This window comes from Rhodococcus sp. 05-340-2 (assembly GCF_002258915.1).
GTDB lineage: Bacteria > Actinomycetota > Actinomycetes > Mycobacteriales > Mycobacteriaceae > Rhodococcoides.
Map to the genome: position 1 here is coordinate 39,446 of NZ_NOYU01000025.1, position 26,523 is coordinate 65,968.

Below are 26,523 nucleotides of genomic sequence, written 5' to 3' on the forward strand. Positions count from 1 at the left end.
CACGAGGTGTTTCACGGTGAGGGGGAGTGCGCACGGATGACCAGCTACTCGGGAGCAGCGCTCGAAGCGCACGCACTGACCAAGCAGTTCGGTACTGTTCGCGCGGTCTCGGACCTGAGCTTCGCGGTTCCACGCGGAACCGTCACCGGATTCCTCGGCCCCAACGGATCGGGTAAATCGACGACACTGCGCATGCTCCTCGGGCTCGTTGCACCCACCTCCGGCGTCGGCCTCGTCAACGGCGTTCCGTTCCGCACGGCAACCCACCCGGCTCGCACGGTGGGAGCCGTCCTCGACTCGCTGAGCCTGCACCCCAAGCGCAGCGCTGCACATCACCTGAAGATCTACACCGCCGCGATCGGCGTACCCGACAGTCGCGCACACGACGTGCTGCACCTGGTGGGCCTCGGCGACGCCGCCGACCGCGCCGCGGGCGGATACTCCCTCGGCATGCGTCAACGCCTCACGTTGGCAACCGCGCTGCTGGGGGATCCGGAAATCCTCGTGCTCGACGAACCCGCGAACGGTCTCGACCCCGAGGGCATCGCCTGGCTGCGCGACTTCCTGAAGGCATTCGCCGCGTCGGGACGCACCGTGCTGGTGTCGAGTCACATCCTGCGCGAGATCGAGCAGACCGTCGACAATCTGGTGATCGTCAGCGCCGGTGCACTCGTCTACCAGGGATCCATCGCGCAACTGCGATCGACGCGTCCGAGCCGCGTACTCGTGGCCGCATCGGACCCCGCGGCATTGGCATTGGCGTTGGCATCGAATGGATTCAACGACAGTCAACTGCTGCCCGACGGACGCATCGGCGTCGCCGGTACCGACGCGGCCACGATCGCTCGCATCGCTGCCGACGCCCAGGTGACGATCTTCGGGACCACCGGAGAACACGTCGACCTCGAGCAGGTGTTCCTGTCGATGACCGCAGGTCAGTACAACGCTGCACCCGTTCAGCAGAATCCGTACGGCGGGCCGCCGCAGGGTTACGGCCCGCCGCCGGGTCACCACCAGGGCTACGGCCCGCCGCCCGGTTACGGTGCGCCGCAGAACTGGAACGGGGGTCCGCGATGAACGCGTTGCTGACGTCGGAGATCCGCAAGGTCACGACACTGAAATTCTGGTGGGCGCTGGCGATCACGCCGCTCGTCGTCGGAATCTTCGCTTCCGTCATCACGTCGGTGATCGCGAACCAGTTGGGCGAGTTCGAGGAAGACCTGGATATCTCGGGCGGGGTCGCCTCGATCGGCCTGTACGTCGCCGCCGGTGCCGCAATTCTGTTCGCAGGCATCTTCGGTGCCGTCAACACCGGAACCGAATTCCGCCACCAGACCATCACCACCAGCTTCCTCACCGCTCGCGGCCGAGACGGAGTGATCGCCGCCAAACTCATCGTCACTGCGCTGTTCGGCCTCGGATACGGGCTGGTGGTGCTGCTGGCCAGCCTGATCTGCCTGCTGATCTTCAACGAGCGGACCGTGCTGCTCGACGGTGCGTTCATCGGCGTGGTGGCGTCGTGCCTCCTCGGCGTCGTGCTGTGGTCGCTGATCGGCGCCGGCCTCGGTCTGCTGCTCAAATCCCCGACGTGGGCTGCGGTCGTGCTCGTTGCCTGGCTGCCGTTCGGCGAGGGTCTGCTCTCGCTGATCCTGTTCGGAGTCGGGCTCGGATCGGTCGCCGTGGCGCTTCCGTCGAACCTGACTCTGCCGACGATGGCAGCGACTCAACTCGACGGCGCAGGCGACCTGGCGTCGTGGCCGTGGGCACCGCTCGGACTCGCGCTGTGGGCGGCGATCCTCGTCGGCGTCGGCTGGTTCCTGGCTCGAACCCGCGACATCGGCTGAGGTCTGCGGCGGGAGTGGAGCCTGCGGAACGACCCATACGAGCGGGAGTGGAGCCTGCGGAACGACCCATACGAGCGGGAGTGGAGCCTGCGGAACGACCCATACGAGCGGGAGTGGAGCCTGCGGAACGACCCATACGGGCGGGAGTGGAGCCTGCGGAACGACCCGGGTATCCGGTCCCTGCGGTCGTAGGCGGACCGTGTCGGTACTCGGGTCTACCGTGGTGAATCGATGGCACACAGTAATGCGGTGAAAGACCGTGCAGCGGCACCCCGACGCAACTCGTCGACACTCGGTAGCGAAGAACCCGCGTCGGGTACCCGGCGTGGATGGATCAGACGTCTGATCGCGCAGTGCATGCTGCATCGCCGCACCGCACTGGGAGCCCTGGGCGTGACGATGATCGCGGCCGTCATCGACATTTCGTTCCCGCTGCTGACCCGAGTGGCGATCGACGACGCGACCGCAGGCAACGGCGAGAAGATCGCCACCGTTGCAGCCGCCATCGCTCTGTTGGGTCTGGTGCGGTTCGCGTGCCAATTCGGCCGACGCATGCTCGCCGGCCGGCTCTCGATCGACGTCCAGCACGATCTACGCCTCGACCTGCTCGCGTCACTGCAGCGGCTCGACGGGCGCAAGCAGGACGAAATCCGTACCGGTCAGGTCGTCTCGAGATCCATCACCGACCTTCAACTGGTGCAGGGGCTGCTGGCCATGGTGCCGTTGTCGGCGGGTGCCGTCCTGCAGTTCGTGCTGGCGCTGGTGGTCATGGCGTATCTGTCGCCGCTGCTCACGGTCGTCGCGGTCCTCATCGTTCCTGCGGTCGGCATCGTGGTCTACCGAATGCGGCCCACTCTCTTCGCGGCGACCTGGTCGGCTCAACAACGCGCTGCCGATCTGGCTCAGCACGTCGAGGAAACAGTCACCGGCGTCCGAGTGGTGAAGGGCTTCGGACAGGAAGCACGCGCGGTGGATCGCATCGAGACACTGGGGCGCACGCTGTTCGCCGAGCGGATGCGATCGGCCAGGATCAACTCGCGGTTCGCACCGTCGATGGCCACCATTCCTCAACTCGGGCTCGTCGGAGTCATCGCCCTCGGCGGCTATCTCGCCCTGCAGGGCCACATCACGATCGGCACGTTCCTGGCCTTCGCCACCTACGTCGCGACCCTGTCGGCCGTGACCCGCACCGTCTCGTCGGTGGTGATCATGGCTCAGCTCTCCCGTGCGGCCGTCGAGCGCGTCTACGAGGTGGTCGACACCGAGCCGTCCGACCCGGAACCGGCCGAACCCGTCGCGTTGCCCGACGGCCCGCTCGGGGTCCGTATCTCCGAGGTGACCTTCGGATTCGAGCCCGAACGCGACGTGCTCACCGGCCTGGACCTGACCATCTCGCCCGGCGAGACGGTGGCCGTCGTCGGCAACGCGGGCTCGGGAAAGACCGCACTCGCGCTGCTGCTCCCCCGCTTCTACCGCCCCTCTCGGGGACAGATTGCGCTGACGTCCGACGGAACGTCGATCGATATCGACGACCTCGACTCGACGTCACTACGCGAGGCGATCTCCCTGGTGTTCGACGAGCCGTTCCTCTTCTCCGACACCATCGCCGCCAACATCGCGCTCGGCAGGCCCGACGCGACGGCGGAGGACATCGAGCGTGCGGCACGGCTGGCGCAGGCATCCAACTTCATCGACGCGCTGCCCGAGGGATACGACAGCCTCGTCGGTGAACGCGGACTCACCCTGTCCGGAGGTCAGCGCCAACGCATCGCACTGGCCCGCGCTCTTCTCGTCGAGCCGCGAATTCTGATCCTGGACGACGCCACCTCCGCCGTGGACGCCGAGACCGAGGCCGCCATCTTCGACGCGTTGCGCGGCGTCCGCACGCGCGCGACTCTCGTTCTCGCTCATCGCCGCTCGACCCTCACCCTGGCCGACCGCGTCGCCGTGCTCGACAACGGCCGCATCATCGACACCGGAACGGTCGACGAACTGGATCAGCGTTGTCCGTTGTTCCGGGCGCTCCTGGCCGGCGGCGATGGCGAACTCGACGACGCCCCCGGTGCGGAGCCGATCGTGGACCCGTCCGCCGACACCCTCTGGCCCGATTCGCCGCCGGAGGCAACGGTCGCACCCGGCGCAACCGCGACACCCGCGCCCGGAGGTGGAGGTGGTCACGGAACTGCGATGGCCGGGGCATTCGGCTCACTCGCACCCACACCGGCCATCTCCCGGGTAGTCGCGGCCCTGCCTCCCGCTACCGAGGACCCGGGCACATCGGGATCCGACCTGCGTCGACCCGACCCTGAATTTCGACTGTCCAGACTGCTGAGCCCGGTGCGCTCGTTGCTCGCAGCGGTTGTGGTGCTCCTCGCGCTGGACTCACTGGCCTCGATCGCCTTCCCTTCGCTCGTTCGCTATGCGGTGGACAGCGGAGTGGCGAGCGGAGACTCGAACACGCTGTGGATCGCCACGTCGATCGGCGTCGTGTTGGCAGCGGCGAGTTGGTTCGTCGTCTGTTGGACGACGGTCATCACTGCGCGGGCAGGCGAGCGAGTCCTCTTCGGTCTCCGTGTGCGTAGCTACGCGCACATTCAGCGACTCGGCCTCGACTACTACGAGCGTGAGCTCTCGGGTCGGATCATGACCCGAATGACCACCGACGTCGATGCACTGTCGTCGTTCATTCAGACCGGGGCGTCGACCGCTGTGGTGAGCGTGTTGACCGTCGTCGGTATAGCGGCCGCCCTGCTCGTCACGGACCCCACTCTCGGCCTGGTGGCGTTGGCGGTCGTACCGCCCCTCGCCGTGGCCACCGTAATATTTCGGCGCATCTCCTCGGCGGCGTACTCGACGTCCCGTGAGCGCATCTCGATCGTCAACGCCGACTTCCAGGAGAACGTCACGGGACTGCGCGCCGCACAGGCGTATCGGCGCGAGGAGTACGCCGCAACCCGGTTCGCCGAACGCTCCGACCGCTACCGGGCGAGCCGAATGCGATCGCAGACCGCGATCTCGGTGTTCTTCCCCCTCATCACGTTGCTCTCCGACGTCGCCCTCGCCGTCGTCGTGTTCGTCGGCGCACATCAGATCGCCACCGGCACCACCACCGCGGGCACCCTCGTCGCGTTCGTGCTCTATCTCGGGCTGCTCTTCGGACCGATCCAGCAGCTCTCGCAGGTGTTCGACGGTTACCAGCAGGCACGTGTCGGTGTCGGCCGGATCGGGGATCTGCTGCGCACCACCAGCTCCATCGAAACTGCCACCGCCGCGCACGCCACCGCCCTCCCCGGCGGACGTCTGCGCGCCGACATCGATCTCGTCGACGTCGGTTTCCGCTACGCCGGAGCCCAGAGCGACGCGCTGAGTGAGGTAAATCTCACGATTCCCGCCGGCACCACCGTTGCGCTGGTCGGACGCACCGGCGCGGGCAAATCCACCGTGGTGAAACTGCTGGCCCGCTTCTACGATCCGACCTCCGGATCGGTGCGCGTCGGCGGCCACGATCTACGTGACTATCGCCTCTCGGACTACCGGCACCGACTCGGCGTCGTACCGCAGGAAGCGCACCTCTTCACCGGAACCGTCGCGTCGAACATCGCCTACGGCAGGCCCGACGCCACCCGCGCCGACATCGAGGACGCTGCCCGCTCGGTGGGTGCTCTGAGCACCATCGCTGCACTTCGCGGCGGTATGCACCAACCCGTCGGCGAGCGCGGGCAAGGGCTGTCCGCGGGTCAGCGGCAGCTGATCGCACTGGCCAGGGCCGAGTTGGTCGACCCCGACCTTCTGCTGCTAGACGAGGCCACCGCCACGCTCGATCCCGCGACCGAACGCACCGTGCTGGCAGCCAGCAGTGCCGTCGCCCGGACCCGAACCGCAGTGGTCGTCGCACACCGCTTGGCGACCGCCGCACGAGCAGACCTGATCGTGGTGGTCGACGGCGGCCGTATCGTGGAAGTAGGTCGACATTCGGAGCTCCGCACGCGGGGCGGCTTCTACGCGCAACTGTGGACTGCAGCCGAAACGAACCGAGGGAATAATTCGATAGTCCAAGGAGTCATCGACAACGAGGCCGATGGTTACCGGTGAGTACATATCACAGCTACGTCCCGGACGCACGTGAGCTGGACCAACGGTCTAGCCTGGACACGTACGCGCGCTGAACGGGAACGAAGACAGAAACGAGGCGAACTACTGCCGTGAGCAGCAGCTCTACTACCCAATTCGGACAAAATCAATGGCTGGTCGACGAGATGTACCAGCGATTCAAGCAGGACCCTTCATCCGTCGACGCGAGCTGGCACGAGTTTCTGACCGGTTACGACCCCGATGCCGTGACCGACGAGACCGCCGGATCCAACGGTGCGGCCGGCAACGGCGCAGCCTCGAACGGTAGCTCCACCAAGTCCGCGCCTCCCGCAGCTCCCGCGCCACCAGCCAAGCCGGCCGCCTCTGCTCCCGACAAGACCGACGCGCCGAAGGCCGCAGCACCCAAGGCCGCCGCTCCCAAGGCCGAGGCCTCGAAGCCCGCCGCTGCCGCCAAGCCTGCCGAGAAGAAGGCAGCGCCTGCGAAGTCCGCTCCCGCAAAGCCCGCCGCAGCCGAGTTCGGTGAAGAGTCGAGCAAGATTCTGCGCGGCGCTGCCGCAGCGGTGGCGAAGAACATGTCCGCCTCGTTGCAGATTCCGACCGCGACCAGCGTGCGTGCAATCCCGGCCAAGCTCATGGTCGACAACCGCCTCGTGATCAACAACCATCTCGCTCGCACCCGTGGCGGCAAGATCTCGTTCACGCACCTGCTCGGCTACGCCATCGTGCAGGCCGTCAAGGCGTTCCCGAACATGAACCGCCACTTCGCCGAGGTCGACGGCAAGCCGAACGCCGTCACTCCGGCAGCGATCAACCTCGGTCTCGCGATCGACCTGCCCGGCAAGGACGGCAACCGTTCCCTCGTCGTCGCGGCCATCAAGAACACGCAGGACTTCACGTTCACGCAGTTCTACAACGCGTACGAGGACATCGTCCGTCGTGCTCGCGACGGCAAGCTCACCGGTGAGGACTTCCAGGGCGTCACCATCTCGCTGACCAACCCCGGTGGAATCGGAACCGTGCACTCGGTGCCGCGTCTGATGAACGGCCAGGGAGCCATCATCGGTGCAGGTGCCATGGAGTACCCGGCAGAGTTCCAGGGAGCCAGTGACGAGCGTCTCGCCGAGTTCGGCGTCGGCAAGCTCATGACGCTGACCTCGACGTACGACCACCGCATCATTCAGGGTGCAGAGTCGGGCGACTTCCTCAAGACGATCCACAACCTGCTGATCAGCGACGAGTTCTACGACGAGCTGTTCCACTCGCTCAAGATCCCCTACGAGCCGATTCGCTGGCGCAAGGATCTGCCCGAGGGCACGGTCGACAAGAACACTCGCGTGCTCGAACTCATCGCGGCGTACCGCAACCGCGGTCACCTGATGGCCGACACCGATCCGTTGCAGTTCACCAAGGACAAGTTCCGGATGCACCCGGACCTCGACGTGATCAGCCACGACCTCACGCTGTGGGATCTCGACCGCGAATTCAAGGTCGGCGGATTCCACGGCAAGGACAAGATGAAGCTGCGGGACGTGCTCAGCGTTCTGCGCGACTCGTACTGCCGCCACGTGGGCGTCGAGTACACCCACATCCTCGAGACCGAGCAGGTCACCTGGTTGCAGGAGCGCGTCGAGGCCAAGCACGTCAAACCGACTGTGGCGCAACAGAAGTACATCCTGAGCAAGCTCAACGCAGCCGAGGCGTTCGAGACGTTCCTGCAGACCAAGTACGTCGGGCAGAAGCGCTTCTCGCTCGAAGGTGCCGAGTCGGTCATCCCGATGATGGACTCCGTCATCGACCAGAGCGCCGAGTACGCCCTCGACGAGGTCGTCATCGGTATGCCGCACCGCGGCCGACTGAACGTGCTCGCCAACATCGTCGGCAAGCCCTACTCGAAGATCTTCACCGAGTTCGAGGGCAACATGAACCCGGCCGCCGCACACGGCTCCGGCGACGTGAAGTACCACCTCGGTGCCGAGGGCACGTACATCCAGATGTTCGGTGACAACGACATCAAGGTCTCGCTCACCGCGAACCCGTCGCACCTCGAAGCCGTCGACCCGGTTCTCGAAGGCCTCGTCCGCGCCAAGCAGGACCTGCTGGACAAGGGCACCGGCCAGGGCGGCTACTCCGTCCTGCCGCTGATGCTGCACGGAGACGCTGCATTCGCAGGCCAGGGCGTCGTCGCCGAGACGCTGAACCTGTCCGACCTGCGGGGCTACCGCACCGGCGGCACCGTGCACATCGTCGTCAACAACCAGGTCGGCTTCACCACGTCACCGGAGTTCTCGCGTTCGTCCGAGTACTGCACCGATGTGGCGAAGATGATCGCCGCGCCGATCTTCCACGTCAACGGCGACGACCCCGAGGCCTGCGCCTGGGTGGCTCAGCTGGCGGTGGACTTCCGTCAGAAGTTCCACAAGGACGTCGTCATCGACATGATCTGCTACCGCCGTCGCGGCCACAACGAGGGCGACGACCCCTCGATGACGCAGCCGGCGATGTACGACGTCATCGACACCAAGCGCAGCGTCCGCAAGAGCTACACCGAATCGCTCATCGGCCGTGGAGACATCTCGCTCAAGGAAGCCGAGGACGCACTCCGCGACTACCAGGGCCAGCTCGAACGCGTCTTCAACGAGGTACGCGAACTCGAGAAGTACACCCCGGAGCCCAGCGAATCGGTCGAACTCGACCAGCAGTTGCCTGCCAAGCTCACCACGGCCGTCGACAAGGCCGTGCTGCACCGCATCGGCGATGCGCACCTCGACGTTCCCGACGGATTCAACGTGCACCCGCGCGTCAAGCCGGTGCTCGAGAAGCGTCGCGAGATGGCGCACGAGGGCAAGGTCGACTGGGCCTTCGGCGAACTGTTGGCGCTCGGATCGTTGGTCGACGAGGGACGCAACATCCGTTTCTCCGGCCAGGACACCCGCCGCGGCACGTTCACCCAGCGTCACTCGGTGATCATCGACCGCAAGACCGGTGCCGAGTACACGCCGCTGCAGAACATCGGCAGCGACAACCCCGGCAAGTTCATGGTCTACGACTCCGCGCTCAGCGAGTTCGCAGCCGTCGGCTTCGAGTACGGCTACTCGGTGGGCAACCCGGACGCACTGGTGATGTGGGAAGCGCAGTTCGGCGACTTCGTCAACGGCGCGCAGTCCATCATCGACGAGTTCATCTCGTCCGGTGAAGCCAAGTGGGGCCAGCTCTCCGACGTCGTGCTGCTCCTGCCGCACGGCCATGAAGGCCAGGGTCCCGACCACACGTCCGGACGCATCGAACGCTTCCTGACACTGTGCGCCGAGGGCTCGATGACCGTCGCACTCCCCTCGACCCCCGCGAACTACTTCCACCTGCTGCGCAGGCACGCGCGTGACGGCATCCGTCGCCCGCTGATCGTCTTCACCCCGAAGTCGATGCTGCGCAACAAGGCAGCAGTGAGCAACATCGAGGACTTCACGGACGGCAAGTTCCACTCGGTGTTCGACGAGCCCACCTACGACACCGGCACCGGTGACCGCAGCACGGTCAAGCGAGTACTGATGGTCAGCGGCAAGCTCTACTACGAACTGCTCGCTCGCAAGCAGAAGGACAACCGCGACGACGTCGCGATCGTTCGCGTCGAGCAGCTCTACCCCGTGCCGGTCCGCCGCATCAGGGAAGCACTCGAAAGCTACCCGAATGCAACGGAATTCCGTTGGGTTCAGGAAGAGCCTGCGAACCAGGGTGCCTGGCCGTTCTTCGGTCTCGCACTGCCCGAGCTCATGCCCGAGAAGCTGGTCGGCATCAAGCGCATCTCGCGTCGCGCAATGTCCGCCCCGTCGTCGGGCTCGAGCAAGGTACACGCAGTCGAGCAACTCGAAATCATCGACGAGGCCTTCAACGCAGTCGGCGAAGGCTAGAAACACTCGATAACAACAGCGGCCCACTTCTTCGGAAGTGGGCCGCTGTTGTCGTTGCTGGACTCCCCGTTCCGCGTCAATGGACCATTGCATACGTCTGAGCAGTGCAACGGTCCATTCACGCAGAGTCAGCGGCTGCGTGAATGGACCCCTGCATACGTCTGAGGAGTGCAAGGGTCCATTGACGCGTGCGGGGGGGGGGGGGGGGCGGGCGCGATCAGGTCTCAGGCGTCGGCGTCGCGTCGGCTCCCAGGAGTGCGGAGATCATTCCCGGTGCCAGTGCGACGGCGGGCAGGGCGTTGACGTTGAGGTCGATCAGTTCGTCGCGACTCAGCTCGGGAGCGGTGAGCCAGTTGATGGTCGTTTCCTCGACGAATGCGATCCAGCCGCGGACGGCCAACACGATGGTGGGGGTGACTTCGATGTCGAGTCCCCCGAGTTGCGCGACGGTTCGCTCGGCCATGGCGGAGCGGGTGTCCTCGAACACCGCGCGCATCTGTGGGTCGCCACTGGGGGTGCCGCGCAGGAGCGAGACGTACATCTGCCGCTTGTCGGTGACGTAATCGACGTAGTTCGCGATGGAATCGCGCAGAATCTCGTACGGTGGCAGCGACGGATCGGGTGCGGTGCGCTCGAGCATGACGCGCGAGGATTCACGCACGATCTCGAGGTGGAATTCCTGCTTGGAGGCGAAGTAGTGGAACAGAAGCCCTCGGGAGACGCCTGCTTGGTCTGCGATGTCCTCGACGGAGATCTGTTCGAGGGGGCGGTCGGCGAGCATCTCGGTGCCGAGGTCGATCAGTTGCGCTCGTCGTTGCTGCGGACTGAGTCTGGTCCTCTTCGTTGTCGATGTGCCGGGGCTGTTCACGAACGCCATGCAACCACCCTACTGAATGTTAGTCAATAACTATTGACTCACACTCAATAAGCTTCTACGCTCCCCTACATGAGTCTTCCCGTAACAGATACTTCGGACCGTGCAACGACGCCGCGTCACGTCGATACGCTGATCATCGGCAGCGGATTCGCCGGCCTCGGTGCCGCGATCAAGCTGACGAAGGCAGGCAAGAAGGACTTCGTCGTCATCGAACGCGGCCACGACGTCGGCGGCACCTGGCGCGACAACACCTACCCCGGTGCCGCCTGCGACGTGCCGTCACACCTGTACTCCTACTCGTTCGCGCTGAACCCGGACTGGACGCGCTCGTTCTCGACGCAGCCCGAGATCCAGAAGTACATCGCCGGGGTGGCGCGCAAGTACGGCGTCATGGACAAGCACGTGTTCGGTACGGATGTGACCTCGGCACGCTGGAACGCCGAGACGAGCCGCTGGGATGTCGAGACCACCACCGGCAACTACACCGCCAAGATCGTCGTCTCGGCCGTCGGCGCGCTGTGTGAGCCGAACCTGCCCGACATCAAGGGAATTCACGACTTCAAGGGCGACGTCTTCCATTCGGCTCAGTGGAATCACGACGTCTCGCTCGCAGGCAAGCGCGTCGCCGTCATCGGGACCGGCGCGTCGGCGATCCAGATCGTGCCCGCCATCGCAGGCCAGGTGGAGCACCTGGACGTGTACCAGCGCACCGCGCCGTGGATCCTGCCCCGCGCGGACCGCCCGTACACCAAGCTCGAGCGCTTCGCCTTCAAGCACGTTCCCGGTTTCCAGCGCCTCTCCCGCACCGGCATCTACGCGATGCGCGAGACCCAGGTCGTCGGGCTGGCCAAGGCCCCGGCCTTCATGAAGCCGCTGCAGTGGGCGTCGGAGAATCACCTGCGCACCCAGATCAAGGACAAGGCGCTGCGCGCCAAGGTCACCCCGAACTTCCGCATCGGCTGCAAGCGCATGTTGATCTCGAACGCGTACTACCCGGCACTCGCTCAGAGCAACGTCGACCTCGTCACCGACGGCATCGCCGAGGTGCGCGAAGGATCGATCGTCACCAAGGACGGCACCGAGCGCCCGATCGATGCGCTCGTCGTCGCGACCGGGTTCCACGTCACCGACTCCCCCGCGTACCACGGCATCACCGGCAAGGACGGCCGCACACTGGCCCAAACCTTCGAGGACGGTGGACAGCAGGGTTACAAGGGCGCGGCCGTCGCGAACTTCCCCAACATGTTCTTCCTGGTGGGCCCCAACACCGGTCTGGGCCACACGTCGATGGTGTTCATGATCGAGTCGCAGATCAACTACCTGGTCGACGCATTGAACACGATCGACAAGCACGACATCGGCACCATCGAGGTGCGCAAGGACGTGCAGGACGAATACAACGTGACGCTGCAGGATCAGCTCGCCAAGAGCGTCTGGATGAACGGCGGGTGCGCCAGCTGGTACCTCGACAAGCACGGCAACAACACGACGCTGTGGCCGGGCTTCACCTTCGAGTTCCGCCGAATCACCAGGAACTTCGATCTCGATGCGTACCGTAGCGTCGCTACCGCAGACCTGCCCTCCGGATCGTCGGCGAACAACTCCGCCGGCAACAACACAGACAAGGTGTCCGCACGATGAGCACATTCACAGGCAAGGTGGCCGTCGTCACCGGCGCGGGCTCGGGAATCGGCCGCGCGCTGGCCCTCGAACTGGCCGGACGCGGAGCGAAGTTGGCTCTGTCCGACGTCGACACCGCCGGACTCGACGAGACCGTTCGACGGGTCGAGGCGTTGGGTGCCGAGGTCAAATCGGATTTCTTGGACGTTTCCCAGCGCGAGACCGTGCTGGATTACGCCGAGGCCGTCGTCGCGCATTTCGGCAAGGTCAACCAGATCTACAACAACGCCGGTATCGCGTACCACGGTGACGTCGAAAAATCCTCGTTCAAGGACATCGAGCGCATCGTCGACGTCGACTTCTGGGGAGTCGTCAACGGCACCAAGGCATTTCTGCCGCACATCCAGGCCTCCGGCGACGGACACATCATCAACATCTCCAGCCTCTTCGGCCTGTTGGCAATGCCGTCGCAGTCCGCGTACAACGCGGCGAAGTTCGCCGTCCGCGGGTTCAGCGAATCGTTGCGGATGGAGATGCTGATCGCCAAGGCTCCGGTGAAGGTGACCGTGGTGCACCCCGGTGGCATCAAGACCGCCATCGCCCGCAACGCCACCGTCGCGGAGAACTTCGATCAGGCCGACGTGGCCAAGTTCTTCGACAGCAAGCTCGCCAAGACCACCCCGATCGACGCGGCGAAGACCATCCTCAAGGGCGTCGAGAAGGGCAAGGGGCGGGTGCTCATCGGGTCCGACGCCATTGCGCTCGATCTGCTGCAGCGCATCACCGGTTCGCGATACCAAGGCCTGATCGCCGCAGTGTCCAAGCGTGCCATGCCACGCTCCAAGAAGTAGGCGGGTCGCATCGTGAAGTCCTTCTACGTTCCCCTGCCGATCGTCGCGGCCGCTCTGAAGCCGTTCTATCGCGTCGCGCTGAATTCGCGCTTCTCGTTCCGCACGCAGCGGCTGATCCTCGAAGCCGGGGCTCCGCTGCAGACGCTCCCGCACGGAACCGTCGCGCAGAAGTTGACGCTCGCCGGGCGTCGGGCAGAGCGCATCACCGTCGGGGCGACCGAACGCGACACCGCGATTCTGTACCTGCACGGCGGCGCGTACACGATCGGTTCGATCAACACGCATCGGTCACTGGCCGCACATCTGGCCCGGGAATCGGCCAGCGCGGTCTACGTGCTCGACTACCGGTTGGCCCCGGAGAATCCGTACCCGGCAGGTCTGGACGATGCCGTGGCGGCGTTCCGCGAGCTGGTCCGAGTGCACGGATTCACTGCGGACCGTATCGCCATCGCAGGCGATTCGGCGGGTGGAGGTCTGACGGTGGCCACCGCCCGACGTCTGGTGGACGACGGCACCAGCCCGGCGGCCCTCGGCCTGATCTCGCCGTGGGTCGATCCCGGTGCGCGCGACGCAGCCAAGGACCGCGATCTCGTGGTCAACACCGGGTGGTCGTACAGCTCGGCCGACGCCTATCTGGGCGCGGGCGACCCACTGGACCAGGGTTTCGCCCCACTGTTGGGAAATCTGGACGGGTTGCCCCCGATCGTCATGCACGTCGGTACCGACGAGGTGCTGTACGCGCAGATCACCGCGTTCGCGGACAAGCTGCGACTGTCGGGTGTCGAGCTCGAACACGTGGAATACAAGAAGCTCTGGCACGTGGCCCATCTACAGGCATCGATCCTGCGGGAGGCGGCCCAGGCCGTCCATCACATGGGCTCGTACCTGGGCCGCAAAGTCAGGGCAACGCAGACGAGCACAGTGTCACAGGTTGCGCTCACCGAGCCAGCGGCCGGCGACCTCGCCTGACGGAACACCACTGCGGACCTCGCCGATCATGTCGGCGAGGTCCGCAGTCGTCAGCTCCCCCGCCACCACCGAGAACGACCTCAGAGCGCTCTCGCTGAGCACTCCGTCGACGTAGAGCGGAACCACGTTCTGCGCCGGGTACACATGATCGTCGTCGGGCAGCGTGGTCAGATCCTTCGCCGACGGGCCGAACGACGCGGTGCGAATCGCGAGTACGTCGACCTCTCCGGCGTTCAATGCGTCGACGGCGGACTGCGCATCGGCATACGGAGTGATATCGGTGACCGACGCCCCCGTGAACGTGGGACTCCTCGAGCCTTGTGCAAGGACGTCCATGGGGTCGACCTGACCGTCCACGATTCCCACGGTCCTTTCCTCACGCCCCAGGAACTCGGTCACCGTCTCGTCGCCCGATTCACTGCCCGACGCCACCGCGATGGCAAGTCGGTCCTCGGCGGTGGCGTAGTCCCCCACCGACAACCCGGCCGGCAGCGAGCGATTCAGTTCGGTGTACACGTCCTCGGCCTCGGTTGCCGCCGACAGAGTGTCGAACGTGCGCAACAGCTCTCCGGTCAGGTCGGGAACCATCGTCACCTCACCGCGGTCCAGCGCCGCGAGGTAGTCGGCCCGATCTCCCAGGTCTTCCTTCACCTGGACGTCCGCTCCCGTCGACCGCAGTCCCCCGGCGTAGATCTGCGCGAGCAGCCGCGAAAGATCCGAGCTGCCCGATCCGACGACGACGGGCACGGCAGCAGGGTCGGTCGACGCGCCGGCACTGCAACCACCGACCAGTCCAGCGATCGACATCACCACGGCCGCTGCCAGAACCGACGATCGCACTGTCATTTTCTCCTGTTCACTGCCCGGGTGGTTTACCGATCTCGGCCGCGGGGCACTAGTGCGAACGAGACGGTAGTCGAACCAACCTTATGGGCACGCTGGTTTCGACTACCATCCCGAGCAGCCCGAGTCCTGGTTCCTTCGATGCCCCCGCAGCGCGGGTGGCCGTCGACAGGAGATGGGTAGGACTGTGCCCGAACCGATGGAAGGACACCATGACCACCTCCCGAATCACGCGCGCGTTCTCCGCTCCGAGGGCAGTGGCCGCCGTGGCCGCACTCGCGCTCTCGGTCACCGCTCTGACCGCCTGCGGCGGAAATTCGGATCCACTGTCCAGCGGGGGCGGCGAGAGCAACAGCGACACCAACTCGATCATCATCGGTTCGGCCAACTTCCCCGAGTCCGAGACCGTGGCGAACATCTACGCCGAGGCCCTGCGCGCCAACGGTTTCGAGGTGAGCACCAAGCTCAACATCGGCAGCCGTGAGGCCTACATTCCCGCTGTGCGAGACGGGTCGATCGACCTGATCCCCGATTACACCGGCAACCTGCTGCAGTACTTGGACGAATCCGCGACCGCCACGTCCTCCGAGGACGTCCTGGCCGCATTGCCTGCTGCACTGGGCGACGACCTCACCGTGACGGCGCAGGCACCGGGCGAGGACAAGGACGCCGTCGTCGTCACTCGCCAGACCGCCACCGAGCGCAACCTCACCACCATCGGCGACCTCGCCCCGTTCTCGTCCGAGGTGACCTTCGCCGGTACCCCGGAATTCCAGGAACGCGTCGGCGGCCTGCCCGGTCTGCGAGACAAGTACGGCCTGGACATCTCGCCCGGCAACTACATTCCGATCTCCGACGGCGGCGGCCCGGCCACGGTCGAGGCACTCGTCTCCGGACAGGTCGTCGCGGCGGACATCTTCACCACCGCGCCCTCGATCGCACAGAACGATCTTGTCGTCCTCGAGGACCCGGAGAACAATTTCGCTGCCCAGAACATCATTCCGGTGCTGCGTACGGCCAAGCAGTCCGACAAGCTCACTCAGGTTCTCGACGCGGTATCGGCACAGATCACCACCGAGGAGCTGATCGCGCTGAACACGCGAGTGTCCGGTGACGAGAAGGTCGAACCCGCGGCAGCAGCGGCGGATTGGGTCAAGGACAAGGGTCTGGACCAGCCGGTCAGCTGATGATCACTTTCGAGCAGGTCAACAAGACGTATCCGGACGGCACCACGGCCGTCGACTCGCTGGACCTGGTGATCGAGCCACACTCGTTCACCGTGTTCGTGGGGCCGTCGGGCTGCGGCAAGACGACATCGATGCGGATGATCAACCGCATGATCACGCCCACCTCGGGCGTGATCACGGTCGACGGTCGCAACATCGCGGACATCGACGCGGTGAAGTTGCGCCGCGGCATCGGGTACGTCATTCAGAGTGCCGGGTTGTTGCCGCACCGCACCGTCGTCGACAACGTCGCCACGGTGCCGGTACTCAACGGCGAATCACGTCGCGCTGCGCGCAAGGCTGCACTCGACGTCCTCGAGCGCGTCGGCCTCGACCCGGCATTCGCCTCGCGCTACCCGGCGCAACTGTCCGGCGGGCAGCAACAGCGGGTGGGCGTGGCCCGGGCGCTGGCCGCCGACCCGCCGATCCTGCTGATGGACGAGCCCTTCAGCGCGGTGGACCCGGTGGTTCGTGAAGAACTTCAGATCGAGATGCTGCGACTGCAGGCCGATCTGAAGAAGACGATCGTGTTCGTCACCCACGACATCGACGAAGCCGTCCGGCTCGGTGATCGCATCGCGGTCTTCGGGCCCCAGGGCCGATTGCAGCAGTACGACAAGCCGGAGACCGTACTCGCCGCCCCGGCAACGTCTTTCGTGGCGTCGTTCGTCGGCCGCGATCGTGGCTACCGTGGCCTGTCGTTTCGGTCGGCACAGGCGGTGACCATGCACCCGATCCACACCGCGACGCAGGACGAGATCCACGGCCTCCGACTGGACCAGGGGCAGTGGGTCCTCATCGTCGACGAGCAGCGCCGTCCAATCGGGTGGATCGACGCGACCGGAGTCGAGAAGGTGCGCGACGGCCGGAGCATCGACGACAGCACGGCAGCGGGCGGCTCGCTGTTCCTCGAGGGTGGCGATCTGCGTCAGGCACTCGACGCGGCGATCTCCTCGCCCTCGGGAATCGGTGTCGCGGTCGATTCGGCCGGAGCGGCCGTGGGTAGCGTCGACGGCGCGGAGATCCTCGAACACCTTGCTGCACAACGTAAGTCGGAGGACTCCGAGCGCAACCGGCACCACTTCCTCGCCAGCGGGGACACCGAACAGTGACCTGGCTGCTGGACAACTTCGATGTGGTTCTCGGCTACACGAAAACGCACCTGTATCTCTCGCTCGTCCCGCTGCTGGTCGGGTTGCTCATTGCCATCCCGCTGGGCACCGTCATTCGAAACACTCGCTGGGTTCGTCGAATCACGTTGACGGTGGCCAGCATTGCGTTCACCCTTCCCTCGCTCGCGCTGTTCGTCACCATCCCCGCGGTGGTCGGGCTACCGGTGCTCGATCCGTTGAACGTCGTGATCGCCCTTGCGGTGTACTCGACCGCGCTACTGGTGCGCGCGGTGCCCGAGGCACTCGATTCGGTACCGTTCGCCGTGGTCGATTCCGCCGAGGCGATGGGCTATTCGTCGCTGCGGCGAGCAGTGACCGTCGAACTGCCACTGGCGCTTCCGGTGCTGATCGCCAACATCAGAGTCGTGGCGGTCACGAACATCTCGCTGGTCTCGGTCGGCTCGGTCATCGGTATCGGCGGTCTCGGCCAGCTGTTCACCCAAGGCTACCAGCGCGACTATCCCGACCAGATCTTCGCAGGCATCATCTCGATCGTGTTCCTGGCGTTGATCTTCGACGCGGCCCTGTACCTGCTGGGCCGTCGACTCACTCCGTGGACGCGGCTGAGCACGGGCTCGTCGAAGAAGAAGGCACGCGCATGAATCTCTTCTCCGAGGCGTTCTCGTACATTCTCGACGGCGGAAACTGGGCCGGTCCCACAGGAATCGGCACTCGACTGACCGAACACATGTGGTACAGCCTGTTGGCGGTGTTGCTCTCGGCTGCCGTCGCGGTTCCGGTCGGTCTGCTCATCGGTCACCTGCGCCGCGGTGAGGCCGTCATCGTCGGGCTCGTCAACGCGCTGCGGTCGCTGCCGACCCTCGGCATTCTCGTGTTTCTGGTTCTGGTGATCGGATTGGGTCTGGTCCCGCCGATCATCGCGTTGGTGCTGCTCGGCATTCCTCCGCTGTTGGCAGGCACGTACTCCGGTATCGCCAACGTCGACGCCAACGTCGTCGACGCCGCCCGGGCGATGGGGATGACCGAAACCCAAGTGCTGTTTCGGGTCGAGATTCCCAACGCGCTGCCACTGATCCTCGGCGGGTTGCGTAACACCACACTGCAGATCATCGCCACTGCGACCATTGCGGCCTACGTCAACCTCGGTGGGCTCGGCCGCTACATCTTCGACGGACTCGCGCTCTACGACTACGGCCGCGTGCTGGTCGGCGCGATCCTGGTGGCGCTGCTGACCCTGATCGTCGACGGCCTTCTCGCCCTCGCGGTGTGGACGTCCGTTCCGGGAACCGGTCGCCTGCGGCGGATGCCGACCGGACTCGCGAAGGTCTGACTCGTCCCACGACGAAAGACACCGGCGAACCACAGGCCCGGGTGGGGGCCGGGTTCGCCGGTGTTTTCTTTCCGTTTTCCTACGCGACGCCCTCGGCTCGCGCTGCTGCCGCAACTGCGTCCGCAACGGCCGGGGCGACACGAGGATCGAGTGGGCTGGGCACGATTTTGTCCGCAGCCAACTCGTCGCCGAGAACCGAGAGGATTGCCTCGGCAGCGGCGAGCTTCATGCCTTCGGTGATGCGACGGGCACCCGCGTCGAGCGCGCCCTTGAACACACCGGGGAAGGCGAGAACATTGTTGATCTGGTTCGGGAAGTCACTGCGTCCGGTCGCGACGATGGCGGCGTACTTCCTCGCCACCTCCGGATGGATCTCCGGATCCGGGTTGGACAACGCGAACACGATGGAGTCCGCGGCCATCGAAGCGATGTAGCTCTCGTCGATCCTGCCCGCGGACAGACCGAGGAACACGTCGGCTCCGGCCAGGGCGTCGGCGGCTCCGCCTGCCAGCGCACGGGGGTTGGTACGCGCAGCGAGATCGGTCTTGACGCCGGTGAGATCCAGGCGATCGGAGGAGACGATCCCCTTCGAGTCCAGCACCACCACGTCCCGGATGCCGGCCAGAAGGAGCATGTTGGCGCACGCCACACCTGCTGCCCCGGCTCCGGAGATGACGACCTTCAGTTCGGAAGTGTTGCGGCCCTGCAGCTTCGCGGCCCCGTTGAGCGCGGCGAGGACGACAATGGCGGTGCCGTGTTGGTCGTCGTGCATGACCGGGCACTCGAGCGCCTCGACGACGCGGCGTTCGATCTCGAAGCAGCGCGGCGCCGAGATGTCCTCGAGGTTGACGGCACCGAAGCTGTGGCGCAACCGCACGATGGTGTCGACGATCTCGTCGACGTCGTTGGTGTCGAGCACGATCGGGATGGAGTCGAGGCCCGCGAACTTCTTGAACAGTGCGGCCTTGCCTTCCATCACCGGCAACGATGCGCGAGGACCGATGTCGCCCAGGCCGAGCACTGCGGAGCCGTCGGAGATGACGGCGACGAGGCGATCGGTCCAGGTGTATCGCTTGGCCAGCGCGGGATCGGCGGCGATGGCGCGGCTGACCTGGGCCACTCCTGGGGTGTAGGCGATCGAGAGATCGCGCTGCGTGTCGAGCGGCGCTGCCAACTCGACCGACAGCTTGCCGCCGAGGTGCCCGGCGAAGATCTCCTCGTCGGTGATCGCTGCCGGCCCTGCCGGTGCGGTGTGTGTTGCTGCGGTGTCTTCGACTGCCGTCACGGTGAAAGCTCCTCGCACTGTCGACCTCGACCAGCAAGGCGACGAAATGTCAACGAAGTGAGTGGTGGAAATGAGGGCCGTCGGAGTGCGCCAGTGCTGGCTGCAAACTGCCGAGAGCGTGTCTCGCATGTGAGGCGGGTGTGCCTGCACGATCAGCGATGGGCTGTAGCCCTGTCGGTGCCCCAGTGTGCCACATCGCCACCCCACCTGACCACAGAGTCGAGAGCGGGCAGATTTATGCCACCACGGCTTCTACTGCCACCATTGTGTCCACAGGACGAGGCCGGTGACGACGAACACCACGATCGCCCCGAGAACAGCCGAGAAACCGCGACGGTGATCGGCGATGCGCTGCGCGAACACGGCCACGACCGCGGCGACGATGTGCGCGGCGACCGAGACACCGCCCGGACCGGGGAAGCCGCGGGAGTGGCCCAGGTACTGCGTGACGGCGACGCCGATGGCGAGTACCACCAGTCCCGCGGTGACGATGCCGCTGAGCCCGCGCAGGAATCGGAGCCCGTACGACGCCCCGGTCATCCGCCGGCCACGAATCCGCGAACCGAATCCGCGATCAACTGCACCGCGATGGCGGCGAGCAACAGACCTGCGATGCGCGCCAACAGCGAGATCCCGCCCTCCCCGAGGAGCCGGATCAGCGCCGTCGAGAATCGCAGCACCAGGAAGAACAGAACGTGAATGGTGATGATGCCCAACGCAATTGCAAGGAACGAACCGACGTCACCGTCGGCCTGACTGACGTAGACGATCACCGCGGCAATGGCACCGGGGCCGGCCATCAGCGGAGTCCCCAGCGGCACGAGTGCCACGTTCACGTCCTCCGCGGCGGTGTCGCCGCCAGCACCCTTTCCGGTGAGCAGCGACAACGCGATGAGCAGCAGCAGCAACCCGCCTGCGCCCTGCAGTGCCGGGATGCCGATGTGCAAGTAGCTCAGGATCGCCTGACCGCCGATCGCGAACACCGAGATGACGGTCAGCGAGACCGCGGGTGCCTGCCACGCGGCCTTGTTGCGTGCTTCTTTGCTCTTGCGGCCCACCAGTGACAGGAACACCGGGATCGCGCCCGGTGGGTCCATGATGACGAACAGGGTGATCAACACCGTCAGGTAGAGCGTCACGTCGAATGTCATGGGCGTGCCGCCGCAATAAGACGGTCGTATTGTTCTGGGGCCGTGGTGTATTCGCCCAGCTTCACCGTCTTGTTGGTGCCGTGGTAGTCCGAGGATCCGGTGACGATCAGGTCCAGTTCGGCGGCGAGATCGGCCATCACCGCGGTGTCCTGCGGCGAGTGGTCCATGTGGTGCACTTCCACTCCCCCGAGACCGCGCGCTGCGAGTTCGCGAATGTGATCGAGGTCGAGGATGCGACCGCGGGCACGAGCTCTGGCGTGCGCGAGCACACTGACACCGCCTGCCGCGGCGATCATGTCCACCGCGACCTCGAGGGGGGTGTCGACCTTCTCGACGTAGTACTTGCCGCTCGTCGCCAACGGGCCGGCGAACGCGGCATCCATGTTCGGAACGTAGCCGGCGTCGATCAGCGCGCGGCCCAGGTGCGGTCGTCCGGCAGCGTCTCCGGCCGAGGCCAGCACCGCGTCGGGGTCGATGGGCAGACCGTCCGCCGCCATCTTCTCGGCAATGGCACGCAATCGAGTGACCCGCTCGCCGCGCAACCGAGCGCGCTCGCCCGCGAACGCCTCATTCGCGGGATCGAACAGATACGCGAGCAGGTGCACCGGAACCGGCTCGCCGTCCTCGCCTCGCCCGGTGCAGGAAAGTTCCATGCCGCGCACGAGCGTGAGACCGGACGGCAGTGCCGAGGCCGCTTCGTCCCACCCCGAGGTGGTGTCGTGGTCGGTCAGAGCCACCACCGACAGTCCTGCCTCGGCTGCGGCGTGGACCAGCTCGGTCGGGCTGTCGGTGCCGTCGGACGCCGTCGAGTGGGTGTGGAGATCGATGAGCACCTGCACAGTGTTCCAGGCCCACTCTCTCGTCGTTTTGCTGGCGTACGATTGCCCGCCATGCCGTCCCTTCCACCACGCCCGTCGCTGCCGTCACTGCATCGACGATCGGCCAAGGCCGGTCCCGAGCCGACACCGCGGATTCCGGTGCCCACGGCCCGCGCGATCGTCGACTGCGCGGTCTACGTCGACGGTGCTCGACTTCCCGGCAGATTCACTCACACGTCGGCCATCGCAGAGGTGCGTGCCCGCGGCGAGGGATTCGTGTGGGTCGGTCTGCACGCACCCGACGAGCACCAGATGAGCGCGATCGCCCAGTGCTACGGCCTGCACGAGCTGATGGTCGAGGACACCGTCCACGCCCATCAGCGGCCCAAGCTCGAGCGCTACGACGACGTCGCGTTCCTGGTGCTGCGCACGGTGAAGTACGTCGAGCACGAGTCGGTGACGACCGCCAACGAGATCGTCGAGAGCGGCGAGATCATGGTGATGGTCGGCCGTGACTTCGTCATCACCGTCCGGCACGGAGAGCATTCGGGGTTGGCCGGCGTGCGTCAGCGCCTCGAAGCGAACCCCGAACAACTCGCCCTCGGTCCGTCGGCGGTCCTGCACGCGGTGGCCGACCACGTCGTCGACGAGTACCTCGCGGTGACCGACTCGATCGAGCGAGACGTCGACGGCATGGAGGAGGAAGTGTTCTCGCCGCACCACCACGTGCCCATCGAGAACATCTACCTCCTCAAGAGGGAGGTCGTCGAGCTTCGCCGATCGGTGACACCTCTGTCGACGCCGCTGGCGCGTCTGGTGCAGGAGCCGAGCGTCCCGAAGGCCGTGCGACGGTATCTGCGCGACGTGCAGGACCATCACACGACGGTCGCCGAACGCATCTCCGAGTACGACGAGGTGCTCAGCTCACTGGTCGACGCGGCGCTGGCGCGAGTGACGATGCAGCAGAACCTGGACATGCGCAAGATCTCGTCGTGGGTGGCGATCGCCGCTGTGCCGACGATGGTCGCGGGCATCTACGGGATGAACTTCGACAACATGCCCGAGCTGCACTGGACGTACGGCTACCACTTGATGGTCGCGGTCGTGTTGTGTGTCTGTATCGGACTGTGGCGGACGTTCCACAAGAACAACTGGCTCTAGGAGGTGGGCCCGGTTGGACGATGTCCAACCGAATCGAGCGGTCGTTGGTGATTGTCCCGACTGCTTCCACGTGACGAACCCACCGGTTCGTCCCGGATGAGACTGCAGAAGTCCTGCAGTGTCATCCGGAAGGGATCGATGAGAATCCGCTCGCTGGTACTGGCTTCGGCCGTGGCCATCATCTTTTCGTACGCCCCAGGGGCCGCGTCGGCTCAGCCGGTTCTCGCAGATCCAGCCGGCCCGCCGCTGACCGTCGCGAAGGCCGATCTCGACGAGGCCCTCACCTGCACCACCGATCTGCACGACGCCACCCGCGATCCGGTCCTGCTCACACCGGCCTTCGCCACCGATCAGCAGTCCTTCGGCTGGAATTACCTGCAGTCACTGCCGGCCGAAGGGATACCGGTGTGCAGCCTCTCCCTTCCCGACGAGGGGTACGGCGACCTGCAGATCGCCGCCCAGTACGTGGTGCACGCAGTCCGCACCATGGCCGCCGACAGCGGTCGCCAGGTCGTCATGATGGGTCACCAACACGGTCCACTGGACGAGCTCTGGGCGTTGACGTTCTGGCCGGACCTGCCCGCGCTGGTGTCGGATTTCGTCTCGCTTGCCACCCCGTACAACGGCACCGACTCGGCGCGCTCGGGATGCGACGAGTCGCAGGAGTGCCCGCCTGCGAATTGGCAGATCGCCACCGGATCGAAATTCCTCACCGCGCTGGCGGCGCGTCCGTTGCCCGCGGGACCCAGTTACACCTCGATCTTCACGACATTCGACCAATTGATCTACCCGCAACCGCACGCGAGCACTCTGGCCGGAGCCGCGAACATCGCCGTCCAGGACATCTGTCCGCTGCGGCCCGTCGAACACTTCGACATCATCGGCGACGACGTCGCCTTTCATCTCGTCCTCGACGCGCTCGACCACGACGGACCTGCTGTGCGCGAGCGCATCTCGGACAACCTGTGTTTCAGCACCGCGATGCCGAACCTGCGCTACGACGCGCGTGCGGCGATCACCGGACTGAAGTATCTGGCCCAGGTACCTCGGCATCTGATCGACGATTCCGTCAGTGCCGAACCGGATTTGGCAACCTACGCGCGGTGAGTGGGCGTCAAAGACTGGCCGCGGACCGATTCGGATCGCGCACGTCGATCCCTGCCTCGGTCCAGGCCTCCCGCAGGGCTGCGGCACCGCGTAACCGCACCCACGCCGCCTCGGTACCGGTCAACGGCACTGCGGCGAGGAAACAAACCGGATCGTAGGGCTCGGGCAGCGTCAGATCGGCGATATCACTGACTCCGAGCAGCACCGCGGTGAACGGCGCGTTGGTCCACAGCGGCTCGCCCAGGTCCAGCAGCGCATCCTCGACGAGAACGACGCCCTCCACCGCGGGAGAGGCAGCGAGCACGGCCAGGGACTTGTGCACGCCCGACGCCACGCCTGCCCCACCGCGAAGGGTGAGCACCAGTTCGGCGCGGGGTCCGCGCGAGGGATCTGCGACGAGTTCGTTGGGATCGGCCATGGGGTGCCGAGAGCAGCCGAGACTGACGTACCGGACCACGTCGGAGTCCGCGCCGAATCTCAGCACGTCCAGCGACTCGAGGCCGAGGAAGGTCACCGACGCCGACGACGGATTCTCGTCGCCGATCTCGGTCACCAGATGTGCGCGTACCGCTGCAATGACACTGTCGCTCACCTGACCCATCCAACACCACCGATGCCCGAGAAGTCCGTTCGGAGGTACCACCGCACCGGAGGTGGGTACCGTCGTACCCGTGGTCTCCGTTCTCGCAGTCGCCGACGAAACGATCGAATCCCTGTGGAGTCCGCAGGTGAAGTCGCTCGGAGTCGACCTGATTCTCGGCGCGGGCGACCTGCCGTTCGATTACCTCGAGTACCTCACCGACGCGTTGAACGCACCGTGCGTGTTCGTGCCGGGCAATCACGACGCGGACCTCACCGGCTACTCGGCCGGACGTGCAGGCTGGATGCGCGCCGGGCTGCCCGCCACCTGGCCCGGACCGGTCGGTGCCGTCAACGTCGACCGTCGCATCGTGTCCGCGGCAGGCGTGCGGATCGCCGGTCTCGGCGGGTCCATCCGCTACAACGGTGGGCCCAATCAGTGGACCCAACGGCAGCAGCGACGGCGATCACGCACCCTGACCCGGACGTTCGCATGGCATCGCAACGTGCGCAAGGATCTTCGGCCCGTCGACATCCTGCTCACCCACAGTCCACCTCTGGGCGTCGGCGACGACACCGACCCCGCGCACATCGGCTTCGACTGCCTGGACGAGGTGACGCGCCGACTGTCCCCACAGTTGTTGTTGCACGGCCACGTTCATCCGCACGGTCACACCCCGGACGATCTGACCCTGCACGGCGCGACGGTGATCAACACCGTCGGATACACCCTTCTCGAGATCGAACCGGGCGGCGAGAGAACGGATTTCGAGACACCGAAGATCGTGAGGCGCAGACATGGCACGTGACACCGGATTCCCGGCCGCCGATGCGGAGAACGACTTCACCCGCCAGCGCCGACGCGCCGACGTCGCACGTCTGGTCGGGTGGCTGCGTCGTCAACCCGACGACGTCAACACCATCCTGCCGTTCGACGAGGTCGTCGCGGCCCTCGGCAAGGTGGGTGAGCGTCACCTCGGACTGCAGGTCATTCGCGTCGACACCATCGTCGGCAGCGTCGATCGCACACGCGACTTCGATCGCTTCTTCCGCCCGACATCGGCGCGCATCCGCGAACGTTGGCAGCGACTCGCGGCTGCTCAACGTCGCGGCGAAGCGATGCCGCCGATTCAGGTCTATCGCATCGGCGGAATGCACTTCGTCGTCGACGGCCATCACCGAGTCTCCATCGCGTTCGCCATGCACCGAACGTCGATCGACGCCGTCGTCACCGAGATCATCACCCGCATCTCCCCCGAAGGAATCACCCGACGTGGCGATCTGCTGATCAAGGATCACCGGCGCATCTTCCTCAGCCGAGTGCCGTTGGTGGGCAAGGCACGCGAGGCCGTTCAGGTGACCGATCCGTTCGATTACGCCCAGCTGAGCGAATCGGTGGAGGCATGGGGCTTCCGGTTGATGCAGGAGGTCGGTGAATTCGTCGACCGCGGTACCGTCGCGCGACGTTGGTTCGGTGAGGAGTACCTACCGGTGGTGCGCATGGTGCGCGCGGCGGAGATCCTCGAGGACCGCACCGACGCCGAGGCGTACCTCTGGATGAGCCGGGAGCGTTACCGCCTGGTGCGCGAACACGTCTGGAACGACGAGATCGTCAGCGAACTGCGGCAGAAGGCGCTGGGTAAGCCCACCCGTCCGCAGTGACCCCGTTCTCGTTTCCGTAGTCGACCGATGTCTGGTAACTACTTAGATGCGTTCAACATTTTTGTTCTCA

General features: G+C 65.7%; 22 protein-coding genes. 15 read left to right on the forward strand and 7 right to left on the reverse strand.

Annotated features, from left to right (window positions below; genetic code table 11):
* The first annotated feature begins 36 nt into the window (after positions 1-36).
* The 4 genes from CH271_RS12925 (at position 37) to CH271_RS12945 (ending at position 9,841) form a co-directional block, all read left to right on the forward strand.
* Positions 37-1,077 (forward strand): ABC transporter ATP-binding protein, encoded by a 1,041-nt coding sequence (locus CH271_RS12925; RefSeq protein WP_094633845.1) that lies wholly within the window; start codon positions 37-39, stop codon positions 1,075-1,077.
* Positions 1,074-1,844: an ABC transporter permease gene (locus tag CH271_RS12930; RefSeq protein ID WP_094633846.1), complete on the forward strand. Its 771-nt coding sequence runs from the start codon at positions 1,074-1,076 to the stop codon at positions 1,842-1,844. Before CH271_RS12925 ends, CH271_RS12930 begins: the two co-directional genes overlap by 4 nt.
* Positions 1,845-2,201: 357 nt before the next feature.
* A complete protein-coding gene (locus CH271_RS12940) occupies positions 2,202-5,936 on the forward strand; it encodes an ABC transporter ATP-binding protein (protein ID WP_256986414.1) in 3,735 nt (1,244 codons plus the stop codon).
* Positions 5,937-6,046: 110 nt separating this feature from the next.
* Complete coding sequence (locus CH271_RS12945) at positions 6,047-9,841, forward strand: multifunctional oxoglutarate decarboxylase/oxoglutarate dehydrogenase thiamine pyrophosphate-binding subunit/dihydrolipoyllysine-residue succinyltransferase subunit (protein ID WP_094633847.1); 3,795 nt, start codon at positions 6,047-6,049, stop codon at positions 9,839-9,841.
* A 217-nt stretch (positions 9,842-10,058) separates the two neighbouring features.
* Here CH271_RS12945 and CH271_RS12950 read toward each other — a convergent pair whose 3' ends face one another.
* The gene (locus tag CH271_RS12950) at positions 10,059-10,718 is read right to left on the reverse strand and encodes a TetR/AcrR family transcriptional regulator (protein WP_094633848.1); all 660 of its coding nucleotides are present in this window, start codon (positions 10,716-10,718) and stop codon (positions 10,059-10,061) included.
* Positions 10,719-10,787: 69 nt separating this feature from the next.
* On the opposite strand from CH271_RS12950, the gene CH271_RS12955 reads away from it, so the two are divergent.
* The 3 genes from CH271_RS12955 to CH271_RS12965 are packed head-to-tail and all read left to right on the forward strand — an operon-like array spanning position 10,788 to position 14,158.
* A complete protein-coding gene (locus CH271_RS12955) occupies positions 10,788-12,359 on the forward strand; it encodes a flavin-containing monooxygenase (RefSeq protein ID WP_037191600.1) in 1,572 nt (523 codons plus the stop codon).
* Positions 12,356-13,189, forward strand: coding sequence for an SDR family NAD(P)-dependent oxidoreductase (locus CH271_RS12960; RefSeq protein ID WP_037191598.1), 834 nt, complete (start codon positions 12,356-12,358; stop codon positions 13,187-13,189). Before CH271_RS12955 ends, CH271_RS12960 begins: the two co-directional genes overlap by 4 nt.
* A 12-nt stretch (positions 13,190-13,201) precedes the next feature.
* Positions 13,202-14,158, forward strand: a complete 957-nt coding sequence (locus CH271_RS12965) for an alpha/beta hydrolase (protein WP_037191596.1) — start codon at positions 13,202-13,204, stop codon at positions 14,156-14,158.
* Here CH271_RS12965 and CH271_RS12970 read toward each other — a convergent pair.
* Complete coding sequence (locus CH271_RS12970; RefSeq protein WP_094633849.1) at positions 14,114-15,004, reverse strand: glycine betaine ABC transporter substrate-binding protein; 891 nt, start codon at positions 15,002-15,004, stop codon at positions 14,114-14,116. The two genes, CH271_RS12965 and CH271_RS12970, sit on opposite strands and share 45 nt — an antisense overlap.
* Positions 15,005-15,213: 209 nt before the next feature.
* Here CH271_RS12970 and CH271_RS12975 point away from each other — a divergent pair, with 209 nt between their 5' ends.
* Genes CH271_RS12975 through CH271_RS12990 form a run of 4 tightly spaced genes read left to right on the forward strand, consistent with a single transcriptional unit; the run spans position 15,214 to position 18,690 of the window.
* Complete coding sequence (locus CH271_RS12975; RefSeq protein ID WP_094633974.1) at positions 15,214-16,188, forward strand: ABC transporter substrate-binding protein; 975 nt, start codon at positions 15,214-15,216, stop codon at positions 16,186-16,188.
* Positions 16,188-17,339, forward strand: a complete 1,152-nt coding sequence (locus CH271_RS12980) for an ABC transporter ATP-binding protein (RefSeq protein WP_094633850.1) — start codon at positions 16,188-16,190, stop codon at positions 17,337-17,339. The genes CH271_RS12975 and CH271_RS12980 overlap by 1 nt, the downstream gene beginning before the upstream one ends.
* On the forward strand, positions 17,336-18,001 hold the full coding sequence (locus CH271_RS12985; protein ID WP_094633851.1) for an ABC transporter permease: 666 nt from the start codon (positions 17,336-17,338) through the stop codon (positions 17,999-18,001). The genes CH271_RS12980 and CH271_RS12985 overlap by 4 nt, the downstream gene beginning before the upstream one ends.
* Positions 17,998-18,690: an ABC transporter permease gene (locus CH271_RS12990; protein WP_037191584.1), complete on the forward strand. Its 693-nt coding sequence runs from the start codon at positions 17,998-18,000 to the stop codon at positions 18,688-18,690. Before CH271_RS12985 ends, CH271_RS12990 begins: the two co-directional genes overlap by 4 nt.
* A gap of 79 nt (positions 18,691-18,769) precedes the next feature.
* Here the strand turns inward: CH271_RS12990 and CH271_RS12995 are convergent, their stop codons facing one another.
* The 4 genes from CH271_RS12995 to CH271_RS13010 all read right to left on the reverse strand — a co-directional run bounded on the left by CH271_RS12995 (position 18,770) and on the right by CH271_RS13010 (position 21,959).
* Positions 18,770-19,975 carry an NAD(P)-dependent malic enzyme gene (locus CH271_RS12995; RefSeq protein ID WP_094633852.1) on the reverse strand — a complete coding sequence of 402 codons (1,206 nt, stop codon included), beginning with the start codon at positions 19,973-19,975 and terminating at the stop codon, positions 18,770-18,772.
* 252 nt (positions 19,976-20,227) lie between these two features.
* On the reverse strand, positions 20,228-20,515 hold the full coding sequence (locus CH271_RS13000; protein WP_094633853.1) for a hypothetical protein: 288 nt from the start codon (positions 20,513-20,515) through the stop codon (positions 20,228-20,230).
* Positions 20,512-21,126 carry a MarC family protein gene (locus CH271_RS13005; protein WP_094633854.1) on the reverse strand — a complete coding sequence of 205 codons (615 nt, stop codon included), beginning with the start codon at positions 21,124-21,126 and terminating at the stop codon, positions 20,512-20,514. The genes CH271_RS13000 and CH271_RS13005 overlap by 4 nt, the downstream gene beginning before the upstream one ends.
* Positions 21,123-21,959, reverse strand: coding sequence for a PHP domain-containing protein (locus tag CH271_RS13010; protein ID WP_094633975.1), 837 nt, complete (start codon positions 21,957-21,959; stop codon positions 21,123-21,125). The genes CH271_RS13005 and CH271_RS13010 overlap by 4 nt, the downstream gene beginning before the upstream one ends.
* A 57-nt stretch (positions 21,960-22,016) precedes the next feature.
* On the opposite strand from CH271_RS13010, the gene CH271_RS13015 reads away from it, so the two are divergent.
* Positions 22,017-23,105 (forward strand): magnesium and cobalt transport protein CorA, encoded by a 1,089-nt coding sequence (locus tag CH271_RS13015; RefSeq protein ID WP_037191578.1) that lies wholly within the window; start codon positions 22,017-22,019, stop codon positions 23,103-23,105.
* 138 nt (positions 23,106-23,243) lie between these two features.
* Positions 23,244-24,212, forward strand: a complete 969-nt coding sequence (locus CH271_RS13020; RefSeq protein WP_094633976.1) for an esterase/lipase family protein — start codon at positions 23,244-23,246, stop codon at positions 24,210-24,212.
* Positions 24,213-24,219: 7 nt separating this feature from the next.
* Here the strand turns inward: CH271_RS13020 and CH271_RS13025 are convergent, their stop codons facing one another.
* On the reverse strand, positions 24,220-24,813 hold the full coding sequence (locus CH271_RS13025) for a suppressor of fused domain protein (RefSeq protein ID WP_094633855.1): 594 nt from the start codon (positions 24,811-24,813) through the stop codon (positions 24,220-24,222).
* A 70-nt stretch (positions 24,814-24,883) separates the two neighbouring features.
* Here CH271_RS13025 and CH271_RS13030 point away from each other — a divergent pair, with 70 nt between their 5' ends.
* On the forward strand, positions 24,884-25,600 hold the full coding sequence (locus CH271_RS13030; RefSeq protein ID WP_094633977.1) for a metallophosphoesterase family protein: 717 nt from the start codon (positions 24,884-24,886) through the stop codon (positions 25,598-25,600).
* Positions 25,590-26,453: a hypothetical protein gene (locus CH271_RS13035; protein ID WP_037191576.1), complete on the forward strand. Its 864-nt coding sequence runs from the start codon at positions 25,590-25,592 to the stop codon at positions 26,451-26,453. The genes CH271_RS13030 and CH271_RS13035 overlap by 11 nt, the downstream gene beginning before the upstream one ends.
* The last annotated feature ends 70 nt before the right edge of the window (positions 26,454-26,523 follow it).